The following is a 17,344-nucleotide window of genomic DNA, read 5'->3' as shown; positions in this document are numbered from 1 at the left end:
TTGCCTGAAGGGCGTGGGAGGTACCCCCACTGCTCGGAGACTAGCGGGCAAGTTCGCCAGAGTCAGCGAGAACAGCGGAAAAGTCCTGGTCAGCCTCCGTCAGGCCGGACATTTGGGACATAATGCCCCGGTTTTGAAGATGTATTCACACGGAACCCGTCACCGCGCCGCCCGCAGGGAGACCCCGCACGGGGGTCAGGCACCCGCCACGGCCGCCTGGATCTCCTCCGCGAACCGCTCGGCCGCCCCGCGCAGCGCCCCAGCGTCGGGACCGTGCCGCAGCACACCCCGGCTGACGTTCGGCACCACGTTGCGCACGGCCGCCCCGAAGACCCGCGGCAGGTCCGCCGGGGTCGCGCCCTGGGCTCCGATGCCGGGCGCGAGCAGCGGACCGTTGACGGCGAGGTCGTACGAGGAGAGGTCGCCGAGCGTGGCGCCGACCACCGCGCCGAAGGAGCCCAGCGGCTTCTCGCCCGCGTTCTCGGCGGCCAGGTGGGCCAGCATGGTCGCCCCGACCGTCCGGCCGTCGGCGCGCACGGCGTGCTGCACCTCGCCGCCCTCCGGGTTCGAGGTCAGCGCCAGCACGAACAGGCCCGCCCCGCTCTCCCGGGCCAGGGCGACGGCCGGGCTGAGCGAGCCGTAGCCGAGGTACGGCGAGACGGTCAGCGCGTCCGAGAACAGCGGGGCGTCCTTGTGCAGGAACGCCTCGGCGTAGGCCGCCATGGTGGAGCCGATGTCGCCGCGCTTGGCGTCCATCACGACCAGGGCGCCGGCCGCGCGCGCCTCCTGCACCGACTTCTCCAGGACGGCGAGGCCGCGCGAGCCGAACCGCTCGAAGAAGGCGCTCTGCGGCTTCAGGACCGCCACCCGGTCGGCCATGGCCTCCACGACCGTGCGGCTGAACCGCTCCAGGCCCGCCACGTCGTCGTTCAGGCCCCACTCGGCGAGCAGGGAGGCGTGCGGGTCGATGCCGACGCACAGCGGGCCGCGCTCGTCCATGGCACGGCGCAGCCGGGCGCCGAAGGGCTCGAGAACAGTCATACGGGCTTCCTCACATCGGCGCCGACCGCGTCGGCGAGGGTGGCGTAGGGGCTGGTGCGCAGACGGGCCGCGAGGCCCTTGTGGATCGCCCGGGACCAGAACGGCCCGTGGTAGATGAAGGCGCTGTAGCCCTGGACCAGCGTGGCACCGGCCAGGATGCGCTGCCAGGCGTCCTCGGCGGTCTCGATGCCGCCCACGCCCACCAGGGTGATCCGGTCGCCCACACGCGCGTACAGGCGGCGCAGCACCTCCAGGGAGCGCGCCTTGAGCGGGGCGCCGGACAGCCCGCCGGTCTCCCGCACCAGCGCGGGCGGGGACTGAAGGCCGAGGCCCTCGCGCGCGATGGTGGTGTTGGTGGCGATGATGCCGTCCAGGCCCAGCTCCACGGCCAGGTCGGCGACGGCGTCGACGTCCTCGTCGGCGAGATCGGGGGCGATCTTCACCAGGAGCGGGACGTGCCGGTCCGCCACCATGCGGTCGGCGGCCTCGCGGACGGCGGTCAGCAGCGGGCGCAGGTGGTCGACGGCCTGGAGGTTGCGCAGGCCGGGCGTGTTCGGCGAGGAGACGTTGACGACCAGGTAGTCGGCGTACGGCGCGAGCCGCTCGGCGGACTTCACGTAGTCCGCGACGGCCTCGGCCTCCGGGACGACCTTGGTCTTGCCGATGTTCACGCCGACGACCGTCCGGAAGACGGGCTGCCGGGTCGCCAGGCGGGCCGCCACGGCGAGCGAGCCGTCGTTGTTGAAGCCCATGCGGTTGATGAGCGCGCGGTCCTTCACGAGCCGGAAGAGTCGCTTGGGCGGGTTGCCGGGCTGCGGCTCGCCGGTGACCGTGCCGATCTCGACATGGTCGAAGCCGAGCATCGACATCCCGTCGATCGCGACGGCGTTCTTGTCGAAGCCGGCCGCAAGGCCGAAGGGGCCGTGCATGCGCAGCCCGAAGGCCTCGGTGCGCAGCTCCTTGTACCGGGGCGCGAGGGCGGCCGCGACGAAGGTGCGCAGGCCGGGGACGCGGGCGGCGAGGCGGATCCAGCGGAACGCGAGGTGATGCGCCTGCTCCGGGTCCATCCGGGTGAAGACCAGACGGAAGAAAAGCTTGTACATGTACGTGTCCTCATGAAGCCTCATGAAGAGGGGGACACCGTTTCCGGTGTCCCCCTCAAGGGCTGCTAGTCGCGGGCCGCGGTCAGGTGTTCCGCGTGTTCCTGGAGCGAGCGGACGCCCACCTCGCCACGGTTGAGGGCGTCGATGCCCTGGACGGCCGCGGCGAGGGCCTGGACGGTCGTCAGACAGGGGACCGAGCGGGCCACGGCCGCCGTACGGATGTCGTAGCCGTCGAGGCGGCCGCCGGTGCCGTACGGGGTGTTGACGATGAGGTCGACCTCGCCGTCGTGGATGAGCTGGACGATGGTCTTCTCGCCGTTCGGGCCGGTGCCCTCGGACTGCTTGCGCACCACGGAGGCGTTGATGCCGTTGCGCTTGAGGACCTCGGCGGTGCCGGAGGTGGCGAGCAGCTCGAAGCCATGAGCGACCAGCTCGCGCGCCGGGAAGATCATCGAGCGCTTGTCCCGGTTGGCGACCGAGATGAACGCGCGGCCCTTGGTGGGCAGCGGGCCGTAGGCACCCGCCTGCGACTTGGCGTACGCCGTGCCGAAGACCGAGTCGATGCCCATGACCTCGCCAGTGGAGCGCATCTCCGGGCCGAGGACGGTGTCCACGCCGCGGCCCTGGATGTCGCGGAAGCGCGACCAGGGCATGACGGCCTCCTTGACGGAGATCGGCGCGTCCAGCGGCAGCTCGCCGCCGTCACCGCGCTTCGGCAGCAGCCCCTCCGCGCGCAGCTCGGCGATGGTCGCGCCCAGCGAGATCCGGGCGGCGGCCTTGGCGAGCGGCACCGCGGTCGCCTTCGAGGTGAAGGGGACCGTACGCGAGGCGCGCGGGTTGGCCTCCAGCACGTAGAGGATGTCGCCGGCCATCGCGAACTGGATGTTGATCAGGCCGCGCACGCCGACGCCCTTGGCGATGGCCTCGGTGGAGGCGCGCAGCCGCTTGACGTCGAAGCCGCCGAGGGTGATCGGGGGCAGGGCGCACGCCGAGTCGCCGGAGTGGATGCCGGCCTCCTCGATGTGCTCCATGACACCGCCGAGGTACAGCTCCTCGCCGTCGTAGAGCGCGTCGACGTCGATCTCGATCGCGTCGTCCAGGAAGCGGTCGACGAGGACCGGCCGGGACGGGCTGATCTCGGTCGACTCGGCGATGTAGCTGGCCAGGCGGGGCTCGTCGTAGACGATCTCCATGCCGCGGCCGCCGAGGACGTACGACGGCCGGACCAGGACCGGGTAGCCGATCTCGTCGGCGATGGCCTTGGCCTCGGCGAAGGTGGTGGCCGTGCCGTGCTTCGGGGCGGGCAGACCGGCCTCGGCGAGGACCCGGCCGAAGGCGCCGCGGTCCTCGGCGGCGTGGATGGCCTCCGGGGAGGTGCCGACGATCGGCACGCCGTTGTCCTTCAGGGCCTGCGCGAGACCCAGCGGGGTCTGGCCGCCGAGCTGGACGACGACGCCCGCGACCGGGCCCGCCTGCTGCTCCGCGTGGACGATCTCCAGCACGTCTTCCAGCGTCAGCGGCTCGAAGTACAGGCGGTCGGAGGTGTCGTAGTCCGTGGAGACGGTCTCCGGGTTGCAGTTGACCATCACGGTCTCGTACCCGGCGTCGGACAGCGCGAAGGAGGCGTGGACGCAGGAGTAGTCGAACTCGATGCCCTGGCCGATGCGGTTCGGGCCGGAGCCCAGGATGATGACGGCCGGCTTCTCGCGGGACGCCACCTCCGACTCCTCGTCGTAGGCCGAGTAGAAGTACGGCGTCTTCGCGGCGAACTCGGCGGCGCAGGTGTCGACCGTCTTGTAGACCGGGCGGATGCCGAGCGCGTGCCGGACCTCGCGGACGACGTCCTCGCGCAGGCCGCGGATCTCGCCGATCTGCTGGTCGGAGAAGCCGTGCCGCTTGGCCTCGCCGAGCAGTTCGCGCGTCAGCTCGGGGGCCTCGGCCAGCTCGTCCGCGATCTCCTTGATCAGGAAGAGCTGGTCCACGAACCAGGGGTCGATCTTCGTGTAGTCGAAGATCTCCTCCGGCGTGGCGCCCGCCCGGATGGCCTGCATGACCGTGTTGATCCGGCCGTCGGTGGGCCGTACGGCCTCGCGCAGCAGGGTGTCCTTGTCGCCGGGGTCGCCGACGAAGGTGAACTGGCTGCCCTTCTTCTCCAGCGAGCGCAGCGCCTTCTGGAAGGCCTCGGGGAAGTTGCGGCCGATGGCCATGGCCTCGCCGACCGACTTCATGGTGGTGGTCAGCGTGGAGTCGGCCTGCGGGAACTTCTCGAAGGCGAAGCGCGGGGCCTTGACGACCACGTAGTCGAGCGTGGGCTCGAAGGAGGCCGGGGTCTCCTGGGTGATGTCGTTGGGGATCTCGTCCAGGGTGTAGCCGACCGCCAGCTTGGCGGCGATCTTGGCGATCGGGAAGCCGGTCGCCTTGGAGGCGAGCGCCGAGGACCGGGACACGCGCGGGTTCATCTCGATGACGATCACACGACCGTCCTCGGGGTTCACCGCGAACTGGATGTTGCAGCCGCCGGTGTCGACGCCGACCTCGCGGATCACGGCGATGCCGACGTCCCGCAGGATCTGGTACTCGCGGTCGGTCAGCGTCATCGCGGGCGCGACGGTGATCGAGTCACCGGTGTGCACGCCCATCGGGTCGAAGTTCTCGATGGAGCAGACGACCACGACGTTGTCGTGCTTGTCGCGCATCAGCTCCAGCTCGTACTCCTTCCAGCCGAGGATGGACTCCTCCAGGAGCACCTCGGTGGTCGGGGAGAGCGTGAGGCCCTGGCCGGCGATGCGGCGCAGCTCCTCCTCGTCGTGCGCGAAGCCGGAGCCGGCGCCGCCCATGGTGAAGGACGGGCGGACGACGACCGGGTAGCCGCCGAGGGTCTCGACGCCCTGGAGGACGTCGTCCATGGTGTGGCAGATGACCGAGCGGGCGGACTCGCCGTACCCGATCTTCTTGCGGACCTCCTCCACGACCTCCTTGAACAGGTCGCGGTCCTCGCCCTTGTGGATCGCCTCGGGCTTGGCGCCGATCAGCTCCACGCCGTACTTGGCCAGGACGCCGTTCTCGTGCAGCGAGATCGCGGTGTTCAGGGCCGTCTGACCGCCCAGGGTGGGCAGCAGGGCGTCGGGGCGCTCCTTGGCGATGATCTTCTCGACGAACTCGGGGGTGATCGGCTCGACGTAGGTGGCGTCGGCGATCTCCGGGTCGGTCATGATCGTCGCCGGGTTGGAGTTGACGAGGACCACGCGCAGGCCTTCGGCCTTGAGCACGCGGCACGCCTGGGTGCCGGAGTAGTCGAACTCGGCGGCCTGGCCGATGACGATCGGGCCGGAGCCGATGACCAGGACGGACTGGATATCGGTGCGCTTAGGCACGCTGGCCCTCCATCAGGGAGACGAAGCGGTCGAACAGGTAGGCGGCGTCGTGCGGACCGGCGGCCGCTTCGGGGTGGTACTGGACGGAGAAGGCGGGCTGGTCGAGCAGCTGGAGCCCCTCCACGACGTTGTCGTTCAGGCAGACGTGCGAGACCTCGGCGCGGCCGAACTTCGTCTCGCTGACCTGGTCGAGCGGCGCGTCCACGGCGAAGCCGTGGTTGTGCGCGGTGACCTCGACCTTGCCGGTCGTACGGTCCTGGACCGGCTGGTTGATGCCCCGGTGGCCGTACTTCAGCTTGTAGGTGCCGAAGCCGAGCGCGCGGCCGAGGATCTGGTTGCCGAAGCAGATGCCGAACAGCGGCGTCTTCCGCTCCAGGACGGCGGTCATGAGGGCCACCGGGCCGTCGGCGGTCGCCGGGTCGCCGGGGCCGTTGGAGAAGAACACACCGTCCGGGTTGACGGCGTAGACGTCCTCGACGGACGCGGTGGCGGGCAGCACGTGCACCTCGATGCCGCGCTCGGCCATGCGCTGCGGGGTCATGCCCTTGATGCCGAGGTCGATCGCGGCGACGGTGAACTTCCTGGTGCCGATCGCGGGGACGACGTACGCCTCCTTGGTCGCGACCTCCTCGTACAGGCTCGCGCCCTTCATGTGCGGCTGGGCCTGCACCCGGGCGAGCAGCTCGGAGTCGGCCGCGATCGCCTCGCCGGAGAAGATGCCGGCGCGCATGGAGCCGCGCTCGCGCAGATGGCGGGTGAGGGCGCGGGTGTCGATGCCGGAGATGCCGACCACGCCCTGCCGCTCCAGCTCGTCGTCGAGGGAGCGCTTGGCGCGCCAGTTGGACGGCACGCGCGCGGGATCGCGCACGACATAGCCGGAGACCCAGATGCGGCTCGACTCGTCGTCCTCGTCGTTCCAGCCCGTGTTGCCGATCTGCGGGGCGGTCGCGACGACGATCTGGCGGTCGTACGACGGGTCGGTGAGGGTCTCCTGGTAGCCGGTCATGCCGGTGGAGAACACGGCCTCGCCGAAGGTCTCCCCCACGGCCCCGTAGGCGCGGCCGCGGAAGAGGCGGCCGTCCTCCAGGACGAGAACGGCGGGAACCCTGGCGGCTCCCCTGGTGGAGGTCGTCATCGTGCGCCTTCCGTGTCGTTGATCATGTGGTTCAGGGTGTCGGCCCACTCGGTGTGCTCGGCCGCGTGGTCGGAGCGGAACCCGGAGTCGATCAGCTTGTCGCCGTGTGCCCAGGTCACCACCAGCAGCCCGCCCTCGGTGAGGACCTTGCCGGCGATGCCCTTGTCGAGGCGGGCGCCGCGCAGCGCGGCGGTGGGGACGAAGAAGTCGGTCGCTCCGGGACGCTCGACCTCCAGGCCTTGGTCGGTCAGGGTCAGCTCGACCCGGCTGCGGGTGCCGAGGCCGTGGGCCACGATCCGGTCCAGCCACTGTCCTGCCGTGGTGGAGCCGTGGTAGCGGCCGCTCAGCTTCAGTTTCGCCGGACCGGACTGCTGCGGCGCGCCGGGCAGCGCCGGCAGGTCGCCCTGGAGCGTGCCGCGCCACTTCCAGCCCTCGCGCATCAGCCAGTAGACGAGCGCGACGAAGAGCAGGAGTCCGACGAGCCAGCCGATGCGGGCCGGCCAGTCGGTGACCTCGGCCGATCGCTTGGCCTCGGCCAGCAGGATTACTGGTGTCACGTGAGCTTCCCGTCGACGAGCGTGGCCTTGCCCCGCAGCCACGTGTGCGTCACACGGCCCGGCAGCTCGCGGCCCTCGTACGGGGTGTTGCGGCTGCGCGAGGCGAAGCCCGCGGGGTCCACCTGGCCACGGTATGCCGTGTCGACGAGGGTGAGGTTGGCGGGCTCACCTGCCGAGACGGGACGGCCGTGCCCGGTGGCCTGTCCGATCTGCGCGGGCTTGACGGACATCCGGTCGGCGACGCCGGCCCAGTCCAGCAGGCCCGTGTCGACCATGGTCTCCTGGACCACTGACAACGCGGTCTCCAGGCCGACCATGCCCATGGCGGCGGCGGCCCACTCGCAGTCCTTGTCCTCGTGCGGGTGCGGGGCGTGGTCGGTGGCGACGATGTCGATCGTGCCGTCCGCGAGCGCCTCGCGCAGGGCCATGACGTCGCGCTCGGTGCGCAGCGGCGGGTTGACCTTGTAGACCGGGTTGTACGTGCGCACCAGCTCGTCGGTGAGGAGCAGGTGGTGCGGGGTGACCTCGGCGGTGACCTGGATGCCGCGGGACTTGGCCCAGCGGACGATCTCCACCGAGCCGGCGGTCGACAGGTGGCAGATGTGGACGCGGGAGCCGACGTGCTCGGCGAGCAGCACGTCCCGCGCGATGATCGACTCCTCGGCGACGGCCGGCCAGCCGCCCAGGCCCAGCTCGGCGGAGACGATGCCCTCGTTCATCTGGGCGCCCTCGGTCAGCCGCGGCTCCTGCGCGTGCTGGGCAACGACACCGCCGAAGGCCTTCACGTACTCCAGCGCACGGCGCATGATCACGGCGTCGTCCACGCACTTGCCGTCGTCGGAGAAGACGGTCACGCCCGCGGCCGACTCGTGCATGGCACCCAGCTCGGCGAGCTTCCGGCCCTCCAGTCCGACGGTGACGGCACCGATGGGCTGGACGTCGCAGTAGCCGTGCTCCCTGCCGAGCCGCCAGACCTGCTCCACGACACCGGCGGTGTCGGCGACGGGGAAGGTGTTGGCCATGGCGAACACGGCGGTGTAGCCGCCACAGGCGGCCGCGCGGGTGCCGGTGAGGACCGTCTCGGAGTCCTCGCGGCCCGGCTCACGCAGATGGGTGTGCAGGTCGACCAGGCCCGGCAGCAGCACCTTGCCGCCGGCCTCGACCACCTCGGCGCCGTCGGCGGACAGGCCCGTGCCGACCGCCTCGATGACCTCGCCGTCGATCAGCACGTCCTGCGGCTCGCCGCCGAGCACCTTCGCACCACGGATCAGGATCTTGCTCATGGGTCTTACTTCTCCTCAGTGCGGGTCTGGGCGGGCTCGTTTCCGCCGAGCAGCAGGTACAGCACGGCCATCCGGATGGAGACACCGTTGGCGACCTGCTCGACGACGGTGCAGCGCTCGGAGTCGGCGACCTCGGCGGTGATCTCCATGCCGCGCACCATCGGGCCGGGGTGCATCACGATGGCGTGCTCGGGCATCTTCGCCATGCGGTCGCCGTCGAGGCCGTAGCGCCGCGAGTACTCGCGCTCGGTCGGGAAGAAGGCGGCGTTCATGCGCTCGCGCTGGACGCGGAGCATCATCACCGCGTCCGACTTCGGCAGCACGCTGTCGAGGTCGTACGACACCTCGCACGGCCAGGTCTCGACGCCGACCGGCACCAGGGTGGGCGGTGCGACCAGGGTGACCTCGGCGCCGAGGGTGTGCAGCAGGTCCACGTTGGAGCGGGCGACCCGGCTGTGCAGGACGTCGCCGACGATGGTGATCCGCTTGCCTGCGAGGTCCTGGCCGAGCCCGGCGTCCCGGCCGACCAGCCGGCGGCGCATGGTGAACGCGTCCAGCAGGGCCTGGGTGGGGTGCTGGTGGGTGCCGTCGCCGGCGTTGATGACGGCGGCGTCGATCCAGCCGGAGTTCGCCAGGCGGTAGGGCGCTCCGGAGGCGCCGTGCCGGATGACGACGGCGTCGACGCCCATGGCCTCCAGCGTCTGGGCGGTGTCCTTGAGGGACTCGCCCTTGGACACGCTGGAGCCCTTGGCGGAGAAGTTGATGACGTCCGCGGAGAGGCGCTTCTCGGCGGCTTCGAAGGAGATACGCGTGCGCGTGGAGTCCTCGAAGAAGAGGTTGACGACGGTGCGGCCGCGCAGGGTCGGCAGCTTCTTGATCGGCCGGTCGGCGACCCGGGCCATCTCCTCGGCGGTGTCGAGGATCAGGACGGCGTCGTCGCGGGTGAGGTCGGCGGCCGAGATGAGATGACGCTGCATCTGTCAGGCTCCGTAAGGCGATTCAAACGGGAGGATTCGGGCAAATCCGGGCGCGTGTCGGCAGGCCGGAGCGAGCCGTGCGCCTGGCTTGCTACTGGTCGGCCGGCTTGACACCGAGCAGCACGGTGTCGCGACCGTCCTCCTCGGCGAGCTGGACCTTGACCGTCTCCCGCAGCGACGTGGGGAGGTTCTTGCCGACGTAGTCGGCACGGATCGGCAGTTCCCGGTGGCCGCGGTCGACCAGGACCGCCAGCTGCACCGCGCGCGGGCGCCCGATGTCGTTCAGGGCGTCCAGGGCGGCGCGGATGGTGCGGCCGGAGAAGAGCACGTCGTCGACGAGGACGACCAGGCGGCCGTCGAGGCCGTCACCGGGGATCTCGGTGCGAGCGAGCGCGCGCGGCGGATGCATGCGCAGGTCGTCGCGGTACATCGTGATGTCGAGCGAGCCGACGGGGACCTTGCGGTCGGTGATCTGCTCCAGCTTGGCGGCGAGCCGCTGGGCGAGGAAGACGCCGCGCGTCGGGATGCCGAGGAGCACCACGTCGTCGGCGCCCTTGGCGCGTTCGACGATCTCGTGGGCGATACGGGTCAGCACCCGCGCGATGTCGGGGCCTTCGAGAACGGGCCGGGCATCGGACGCCTGCGGATGCGCATACGGGTCGTGCTTGTCCATACGAAACGGACCTCCTTCTCCGCCTCACGGGACGGACCTTAAAGGACGTCGGAATTGCGCCATCCACCGTATCAGGTCCCCGGGAGCCCTCCGATCACCCCCTTGGCCTAATCGGTGGTCACTACCACGGAAGAGTCGGTGTGGACCATTCGGCTTGACGCAGAAGAGTCACGCTGCGTAACCTCACAGTGAGTTACCAGCCGCGCGGCGGGAAAACAGCCGGCCGCGTCGACACAGTGTCCGGGGAGCTATATGTCCAGCGAATACGCCAAACAGCTCGGGGCGAAGCTCCGTGCCATCCGCACCCAGCAGGGCCTTTCCCTCCACGGTGTCGAGGAGAAGTCCCAGGGTCGCTGGAAGGCCGTGGTGGTCGGTTCGTACGAGCGCGGCGACCGCGCCGTGACCGTGCAGCGCCTTGCCGAGCTGGCCGATTTCTATGGCGTTCCGGTGCAGGAGCTCCTGCCGGGCACCACGCCGGGCGGCGCCGCCGAGCCGCCGCCGAAGCTGGTCCTGGACCTGGAGCGGCTGGCCACCGTGCCGGCCGAGAAGGCGGGCCCCTTGCAGCGGTACGCGGCCACGATCCAGTCCCAGCGCGGTGACTACAACGGCAAGGTGCTGTCGATCCGCCAGGACGACCTGCGCACACTCGCCGTCATCTACGACCAGTCGCCCTCGGTCCTCACCGAGCAGCTGATCAGCTGGGGCGTCCTGGACGCGGACGCGCGCCGCGCCGTGGCCACCCACGAAGAGGCGTAACCGCTCCAGCGGGGCCAGCAGAAACGTGCCGCCGGGGTGGCCGGAACCTTATGGGTCCGGCCACCCCGGCGGCGTTTTCACGGTCGCCGAAGAAAAGCGCCGTCGCCGTAGAGAAACGCCGTCGCCGCGGAGATGCGCCGGAGGGCCCGCAGCACAGGCGTGCTGCGGGCCCTCCGGCGTCGGCGTAACGGCTGTTTACGCCTGGTCGCGGCGCAGGGACGGCTTGAGCTCCTTCAGCCGGCCCAGCAGGCCGTTGACGAACGCGGGCGACTCGTCGGTCGAGAACTCCTTCGCCAGCTGCACCATCTCGTCCAGCACGACGGCGTCCGGGGTCTCGTCGACCCAGATCAGCTCGTACGCGCCCAGCCGCAGGATGTTGCGGTCCACGACGGGCATCCGGTCGAGCGTCCAGCCGACCGCGTACTGGGCGATCAGCTCGTCGATCCGCTTGGCGCGCCCGGCGTAGCCCTCGACCAGCTGCATCGTGTACTCGCTGACCGGCGGCTGCCGGGTGTCGGTCCGGGACAGCCGGACCCAGTCGGCGAGGACCGTCAGGACGTCGGCGCCGCGCTGGTCGCCCTCGAAGAGGATCTGGAAGGCGCGCTTGCGGGCCGTGTTGCGAGCAGCCACGGTTAGCTGTTCACCCGGCCGAGGTAGTCGCTCGTGCGGGTGTCGACCTTGATCTTCTCACCGGTGGTGATGAAGAGCGGGACCTGGATCTGGTGGCCGGTCTCCAGCTTGGCCGGCTTGGTGCCACCGGTGGACCGGTCGCCCTGGAGGCCGGGCTCGGTCTCGGCGACCGTCAGCTCGACGGCGGCCGGCAGCTCGACGAAGAGCACCTCGCCCTCGTGCTGGGCGACGGTGGCCTCGAAGCCCTCGATCAGGAAGTTGGCGGCGTCGCCGACGGACTTGCGGTCGACCATCAGCTGGTCGTACGTGTCCATGTCCATGAAGACGAAGTAGTCGCCGTCCATGTACGAGAACTGCATGGTCCGCTTGTCGACAGTGGCCGTCTCGACCTTGACGCCGGCGTTGAAGGTCTTGTCGACGACCTTGCCGGACAGCACGTTCTTGAGCTTGGTGCGCACGAAGGCCGGGCCCTTGCCGGGCTTGACGTGCTGGAACTCGACGACGGACCAGAGCTGGCCGCCTTCGAGCTTGAGCACCATGCCGTTCTTGAGGTCGTTCGTGGAAGCCACGGTTGCGGAATCTCCTGGACTGACGTGGACGACCCCGGGGCACGCACTCCTACAGCGCGAGCAGCTCCTTGGTCGTGATGGTGAGTAGCTCGGGTCCGCCGTCCGCCTCGGGGCGTACGACGAGCGTGTCATCGATCCGGACACCGCCCCGGCCCGGGAGGTGGACCCCCGGTTCGACGGTGACCGGCACGCAAGCGTCCAGTTTACCCATGGCGGAGGGCGCCAACTGCGGGTCCTCGTCGATTTCGAGTCCGACCCCGTGTCCGGTCAGCGGTGGCAGGGCTTCCGCATAGCCCGCGGAGTCCAGTACCTGGCGTGCCGCGCGGTCCACGTCACGGTAGGCGGCGCCGGGGGCCAGCGCCTCGCGTCCGGCCCGCTGAGCGGCGAAGACGAGGTCGTAGAGCTGGATCTGCCAGTCGGCGGGCGAGGTGCCGATCACGAAGGTGCGGCCGATCTCGCAGCGGTAGCCGCGGTAGGTGGCACCGAGGCAGACCGAGAGGAAGTCGCCCTCCTCCACCCGCCGGTCGGTGGGCCGGTGGCCACGGCGGCCGGAGTGCGGGCCGGCGGCCACGGAGGTGGGGAAGGCCGGGCCGTCGGCGCCGTGGTCGACCAGCCGGCGCTCCAGCTCCAGCGCGAGATGCCGTTCGGTGCGGCCGACCAGGATGGACTCCAGCAGCTCGCCGAGGGCCTGGTCGGCGATCTCGGCGCCGATGCGGAGGCAGGAGATCTCCTCCTCGTCCTTGACGACCCGGAGCTGTTCCACGGCGGCGCCGAGGTCGGTCAGGCGGATCCTCGGGGCCACCGAGGAGAGGGCTCGGTGCCGCGCCACGGTGAGGTGGTGCTCCTCCACCGCCAGCGAGTCGGCGCCCTGCCCCGCGGCCAGGCCGGCCGCCGCGACGGCGGCGTCGCCGCCCGTGGGCACGGTGTGCAGCCGCAGGTGTTCGTCCGGCCTGCCCTCGTAGGGGCGGTCCTCGGGCGGGCCCGCGCACACGAGGAGATCCTCATGTCTGCCGAGGAGCAGGGCGGCGCCCCGCGGGGCCGCGGCCGCGAGGTAGCGCACATTGGCGGGGCGGGTGATGAGCGCCGCCGCGGTGCCGGCCGCGGTGACGTGGTCCCTCAGCCGGGATCGGCGGTTCGCGTACACCTCTGACATGAGATGAGCGTAGGAGTTTTGACCGACTTCTGCTGGTTGGGTGGGTCCGAGTGGGGTTTGGGGCGGAAGTCACCAGTTCGGAGGGCTTGCTATGGCTCTGGCCAGGACGTCGTCCAGGACCTTCGCCGTGCCGGGGACATCGAGCTGGGAGTTGTCGATGATCGGCAGGCCCGAGCCGTACCAGCCCGCCATGCGGCCGTGGATGCGGGCCACCTCCTCGTCGGTGAGGCGGCGGTTGCCGGTGCGCTCGGCGTTGCGCTCCAGGACGATGTCCAGGCCCGGCAGCAGGACGACCGGCAGCAGGCCGGGGCCCACGTGCCGCTTCCAGCCGCCGAGGCCGACCACCGGGCGGTCCGGGAAGACCGCGTCGTCCAGGATGCAGGAGATGCCGTTGGCCAGGAAGTTCCGCGCGGCGAAGCCGCAGGTGCGGCGGGCCAGGCGGTACTGGGCCTCGGAGTTGTCGTTCCACCCGGACTGGGGGTCGGCGAAGCCCGAGCGGACCCATTCGCGGACGTCGTCCAGGCTGATGTGGGCCGTGGGGACGCGCCGGTGGTCCGCCCAGTACTTGGCGACGCTGGTCTTGCCGGCGCCCGCCGGGCCGATCAGCAGCACGGCCAGCGTGGTGGCCGTCGCGTCGGGCAGCGCGGCCTGGGCCGGGGGCGCCATGGGCACGCCGACCGGGCCGCCGGGCGGCAGCGGCACATGACCGGTGGCGTCCGGCGGCGGCGCGGCGGGCGCGTGCTGCACCGCCGGGGGCGGTGCCACCGGGGGCGGTGCCACCGGGGGCGGCGTGACCGGGGGTGGTGCGACCGGCGGCTGCGTGACGGGGGGCTGGGGCGCCGGGGGCTGCCCGGGTGCGGGAGGGACGGGCCCGCCGGCCGGGGCCGGGAAGCCCGGCGCCGGGGGCACGGGGGCGGGTCCGTGGGAGGCGCCCGGGTGCGGGTGCGCGCCCGGGTGGTGTGCGGCCGCCACCCAGCCGGCGTGCGGCGGCTGCCCCGGCTGGTGGGGCTGCGGCAGCGGCGACCCCATCGCGTGCTGCATCCGTTGCCACTCCGTCTCGTACAAGGCAATTGGTGCTGGTGGCGGGCGTGAACACCCGCCGCCTACCGAACGGTACCCTCCCCGGCCGTTCATCGGTGAAACGGCCGGGGGCGACCGTAAGTGCCCGGTATCGAAAGGGAATAGGGCAGGCTGCGGACCTACTGCCCGACCTCGCCGTAGGCGGCGAGCAGCACCGCCGGGTCCGGGCCCTCCAGCACGGTGGGCTTGGCCAGTCCGTCCAGGACGATGAAGCGCAGCAGGTCGCCGCGGGACTTCTTGTCGACCTTCATCGTCTCCACCAGCTTGGGCCACTGGTCGTAGCGGTAGTGCAGCGGGAGACCGACGGATTCGAGGATCGTCCGGTGCCGGTCCGCCGTCGCGTCGTCCAAGCGGCCCGCCAGGCGGCCCAGTTCGGCGGCGAAGTGCATGCCGACCGCGACCGCGGCGCCGTGCCGCCACTTGTAGCGCTCGTTCTTCTCGATGGCGTGGCCGAGCGTGTGGCCGTAGTTGAGGATCTCCCGCAGACCCGACTCCTTCAGATCCGCGGAGACGACCTCCGCCTTCACCCGGATCGAACGCTCGATCAGCTCGGCCGTGTGCGGACCCGCCGGGGTGCGCGCGGCCTCGGGGTCGGACTCGATGAGGTCGAGGATCGCCGGGTCGGCGATGAAGCCGGCCTTGATGATCTCCGCGAGTCCGGAGACGTAGTCGTTCACCGGGAGGGAGTCCAGCGCGGCGAGGTCGCACAGGACGCCGGCCGGCGGGTGGAAGGCACCCACCAGGTTCTTGCCCTCGGCGGTGTTGATGCCGGTCTTGCCGCCGACCGCCGCGTCCACCATCGCGAGGACGGTGGTCGGGACGGCGATCCAGCGGACCCCGCGCAGCCAGGTGGCGGCCACGAAGCCCGCGAGGTCCGTCGTGGCGCCGCCGCCCACGCCGACGACGACGTCGGAGCGGGTGAAGTGGGACTGGCCCAGGGCCTTCCAGCAGTAGGCGGCGACCTCGGCGGTCTTGGCCTCCTCCGCGTTGGGCACCTGGATGGCGATCGCCTCGTACCCCTGCCCGGCCAGGTCGGCGCGGAGCGCGTCCCCGGTCTCGGCGAGCGCCTCCGGGTGGATCACCGCGACCCGCTTGGCCTTCGGCCCGACCAAGCCGGCCAGCTCGCCCAGGAGTTGCCGGCCGACCAGCACCTCGTAGGGGTCGGTGCCCGCGGTGCCGGCGACCTGGATCCGGGTGACTGCCTCGCTCATGCTTCCTTCAACTCCAGTGCGTCCAGCGCTGCTCGGGTGACCTCTTCGGGGGTGCGGCCGTCGGTCGGTACGACGGCGGTGGCGACCTCCTCGTACAGGTGCCGCCGGGCCTCCATCAGCTCGCGCCACTGCTTGCGCGGGTTGACCGCGAGCAGCGGGCGGGCCACGTTCAGGCCGGTGCGCCGGACGGCCTCCTCGACGTCCATGGAGAGGTAGACCACCCGGTGCCCGGTGAGCAGCGCGCGGGTGTCCGGGTCGAGGATGGCTCCGCCGCCGAGCGCGAGGACGCCCTCGTGCTCGGCGAGGGCCGTGTGCACGGCCCTCTTCTCGATCGCGCGGAAGGCGGGCTCGCCGTCCTCCACGAAGATGTCGGCGATGGTGCGGCCCTCGGCGGCGACGATGTCGTCGTCGGTGTCCCGGTAGCCGACGCCGAGGCGCTCGGCCAGCAGTTGCCCGACGGTGGACTTGCCCACGCCCATCGGCCCGATCAGCACGACCGCAGGCACGGCGCTCACCGGATCCGCAGGTTGTCGAGGTAGGACTGCACGTTGCGGCGGGTCTCCGCCACGCTGTCGCCGCCGAACTTCTCGGCGACCGCGTCCGCGAGGACCAGCGCGACCATGGCCTCGGCGACGATGCCGGCGGCCGGCACCGCGCAGACGTCGGAGCGCTGGTGGTGGGCCTGGGCGGGCTCGCCGGTGACGACGTCCACGGTCTGGAGGGCACGCGGGACGGTCGCGATGGGCTTCATCGCGGCGCGGACGCGCAGCAGCTCGCCGGTGGTGAGGCCGCCCTCGGTGCCGCCGGAGCGGCCGGAGGAGCGCTTGATGCCCTCGGCGGTGGTGAGGATCTCGTCGTGCGCCTTGGAGCCGGGCACCCGGGCCAGCTCGAAGCCGTCGCCGACCTCGACGCCCTTGATCGCCTGGATGCCCATCAGGGCCCCGGCCAGCCGGGCGTCCAGGCGCCGGTCCCAGTGGACGTGCGAGCCGAGGCCCACGGGTACGCCGTAGGCCAGCACCTCGACCACACCGCCGAGGGTGTCGCCGTCCTTGTGGGCCTGGTCGATCTCCGCGACCATCGCCTTCGAGGCGTCCGCGTCCAGGCAGCGCACCGGGTCGGCGTCCAGCTTCTCCACGTCGGCCGGGGTCGGGTAGACGCCGTAGGGGGCCTTCGCGGAGGCCAGCTCGACCACGTGGGAGACGATCTCGATGCCGGCCGTCTCCTTCAGGTAGGAGCGGGCGACGGCGCCGAGCGCGACGCGGGCCGCGGTCTCCCGGGCGGAGGCGCGCTCCAGGATGGGCCGGGCCTCGTCGAAGCCGTACTTCTGCATGCCGGCGAGGTCCGCGTGGCCGGGCCGGGGGCGGGTCAGCGGGGCGTTCCGGGCGAGCCCGGCCAGCACCTCGGGATCGATGGGGTCGGCCGCCATGACCTGCTCCCACTTCGGCCACTCGGTGTTGCCGACCATGACCGCGACCGGCGAGCCGAGCGTGAGTCCGTGCCGGACGCCACCCAGGAAGGTGACCTCGTCCCGCTCGAACTTCATCCGCGCACCGCGGCCATAGCCGAGCCGCCGCCGCGCGAGGTGGTCCGCCACCATGTCGGTGGTGATCGGCACGCCGGCGGGAAGGCCCTCCAGCGTCGCGACAAGTGCGGGACCGTGGGACTCCCCCGCGGTCAGCCAACGCAGCCTGCTCAACGGTGCTCCTCAGTGTTCGCGCCCGGCACTGCCCGCCGTACCCGCGTAAGCCTGGACGGCGACGGCGTGACCGGGTGCGCGACCCCGGCCCGCCACCTCCGATCCT

Annotated in this window: 16 protein-coding genes; 1 reads left to right on the top strand and 15 read right to left on the bottom strand. The window is 71.4% G+C overall.

The annotated features are described in order from the left end of the window. Positions 1-195: 195 nt before the first annotated feature. The 8 genes from pyrF to pyrR all read right to left on the bottom strand — a co-directional run bounded on the left by pyrF (position 196) and on the right by pyrR (position 10,143). Positions 196-1,041, bottom strand: a complete 846-nt coding sequence (gene pyrF, locus ACZ5CZ_RS03695) for an orotidine-5'-phosphate decarboxylase (protein WP_385846621.1) — start codon at positions 1,039-1,041, stop codon at positions 196-198. Continuing rightward, on the bottom strand, positions 1,038-2,144 hold the full coding sequence (locus tag ACZ5CZ_RS03690) for a quinone-dependent dihydroorotate dehydrogenase (protein ID WP_468938809.1): 1,107 nt from the start codon (positions 2,142-2,144) through the stop codon (positions 1,038-1,040). Before ACZ5CZ_RS03690 ends, pyrF begins: the two co-directional genes overlap by 4 nt. A 65-nt stretch (positions 2,145-2,209) precedes the next feature. Beyond that, complete coding sequence (gene carB / locus ACZ5CZ_RS03685) at positions 2,210-5,518, bottom strand: carbamoyl-phosphate synthase large subunit (RefSeq protein ID WP_468938807.1); 3,309 nt, start codon at positions 5,516-5,518, stop codon at positions 2,210-2,212. After that, positions 5,511-6,653 carry a glutamine-hydrolyzing carbamoyl-phosphate synthase small subunit gene (gene carA / locus ACZ5CZ_RS03680; protein ID WP_385846616.1) on the bottom strand — a complete coding sequence of 381 codons (1,143 nt, stop codon included), beginning with the start codon at positions 6,651-6,653 and terminating at the stop codon, positions 5,511-5,513. The genes carB and carA overlap by 8 nt, the downstream gene beginning before the upstream one ends. Then, the gene (locus ACZ5CZ_RS03675) at positions 6,650-7,210 is read right to left on the bottom strand and encodes a PH-like domain-containing protein (RefSeq protein ID WP_468938803.1); all 561 of its coding nucleotides are present in this window, start codon (positions 7,208-7,210) and stop codon (positions 6,650-6,652) included. Before ACZ5CZ_RS03675 ends, carA begins: the two co-directional genes overlap by 4 nt. Continuing rightward, the gene (locus ACZ5CZ_RS03670) at positions 7,207-8,493 is read right to left on the bottom strand and encodes a dihydroorotase (RefSeq protein WP_467543832.1); all 1,287 of its coding nucleotides are present in this window, start codon (positions 8,491-8,493) and stop codon (positions 7,207-7,209) included. Before ACZ5CZ_RS03670 ends, ACZ5CZ_RS03675 begins: the two co-directional genes overlap by 4 nt. 5 nt (positions 8,494-8,498) lie before the next feature. Further along, positions 8,499-9,470 carry an aspartate carbamoyltransferase catalytic subunit gene (locus ACZ5CZ_RS03665; protein ID WP_385846613.1) on the bottom strand — a complete coding sequence of 324 codons (972 nt, stop codon included), beginning with the start codon at positions 9,468-9,470 and terminating at the stop codon, positions 8,499-8,501. A gap of 91 nt (positions 9,471-9,561) precedes the next feature. Further along, the gene (gene pyrR / locus ACZ5CZ_RS03660) at positions 9,562-10,143 is read right to left on the bottom strand and encodes a bifunctional pyr operon transcriptional regulator/uracil phosphoribosyltransferase PyrR (protein ID WP_385846612.1); all 582 of its coding nucleotides are present in this window, start codon (positions 10,141-10,143) and stop codon (positions 9,562-9,564) included. Positions 10,144-10,395: 252 nt separating this feature from the next. Between pyrR and bldD the strand changes: the two genes are divergently transcribed. Continuing rightward, positions 10,396-10,899: a transcriptional regulator BldD gene (gene bldD / locus ACZ5CZ_RS03655; RefSeq protein WP_014671524.1), complete on the top strand. Its 504-nt coding sequence runs from the start codon at positions 10,396-10,398 to the stop codon at positions 10,897-10,899. 195 nt (positions 10,900-11,094) lie between these two features. Here bldD and nusB read toward each other — a convergent pair whose 3' ends face one another. The 7 genes from nusB to aroC form a co-directional block, all read right to left on the bottom strand. After that, positions 11,095-11,529: a transcription antitermination factor NusB gene (gene nusB / locus ACZ5CZ_RS03650; RefSeq protein ID WP_385844359.1), complete on the bottom strand. Its 435-nt coding sequence runs from the start codon at positions 11,527-11,529 to the stop codon at positions 11,095-11,097. A 2-nt stretch (positions 11,530-11,531) separates the two neighbouring features. Then, positions 11,532-12,098 carry an elongation factor P gene (efp, locus tag ACZ5CZ_RS03645; RefSeq protein WP_385844360.1) on the bottom strand — a complete coding sequence of 189 codons (567 nt, stop codon included), beginning with the start codon at positions 12,096-12,098 and terminating at the stop codon, positions 11,532-11,534. A gap of 49 nt (positions 12,099-12,147) precedes the next feature. After that, positions 12,148-13,251 (bottom strand): M24 family metallopeptidase, encoded by a 1,104-nt coding sequence (locus ACZ5CZ_RS03640; RefSeq protein ID WP_468938798.1) that lies wholly within the window; start codon positions 13,249-13,251, stop codon positions 12,148-12,150. A 69-nt stretch (positions 13,252-13,320) separates the two neighbouring features. After that, positions 13,321-14,292 (bottom strand): AAA family ATPase, encoded by a 972-nt coding sequence (locus ACZ5CZ_RS03635; protein ID WP_468938796.1) that lies wholly within the window; start codon positions 14,290-14,292, stop codon positions 13,321-13,323. Between the two features lie 158 nt (positions 14,293-14,450). Continuing rightward, complete coding sequence (aroB, locus tag ACZ5CZ_RS03630; protein ID WP_385844365.1) at positions 14,451-15,542, bottom strand: 3-dehydroquinate synthase; 1,092 nt, start codon at positions 15,540-15,542, stop codon at positions 14,451-14,453. After that, positions 15,539-16,057 (bottom strand): shikimate kinase, encoded by a 519-nt coding sequence (locus ACZ5CZ_RS03625; protein ID WP_385844366.1) that lies wholly within the window; start codon positions 16,055-16,057, stop codon positions 15,539-15,541. Before ACZ5CZ_RS03625 ends, aroB begins: the two co-directional genes overlap by 4 nt. Beyond that, a complete protein-coding gene (gene aroC, locus ACZ5CZ_RS03620; RefSeq protein ID WP_450785099.1) occupies positions 16,054-17,238 on the bottom strand; it encodes a chorismate synthase in 1,185 nt (394 codons plus the stop codon). Before aroC ends, ACZ5CZ_RS03625 begins: the two co-directional genes overlap by 4 nt. Positions 17,239-17,344 lie beyond the last annotated feature (106 nt).

The sequence above is a fragment of the Streptomyces sp. NPDC031418 genome (assembly GCF_055581605.1).
Note: the sequence above shows the minus strand (reverse complement) of the source record. Positions and strands in the feature narration are given on the sequence as shown.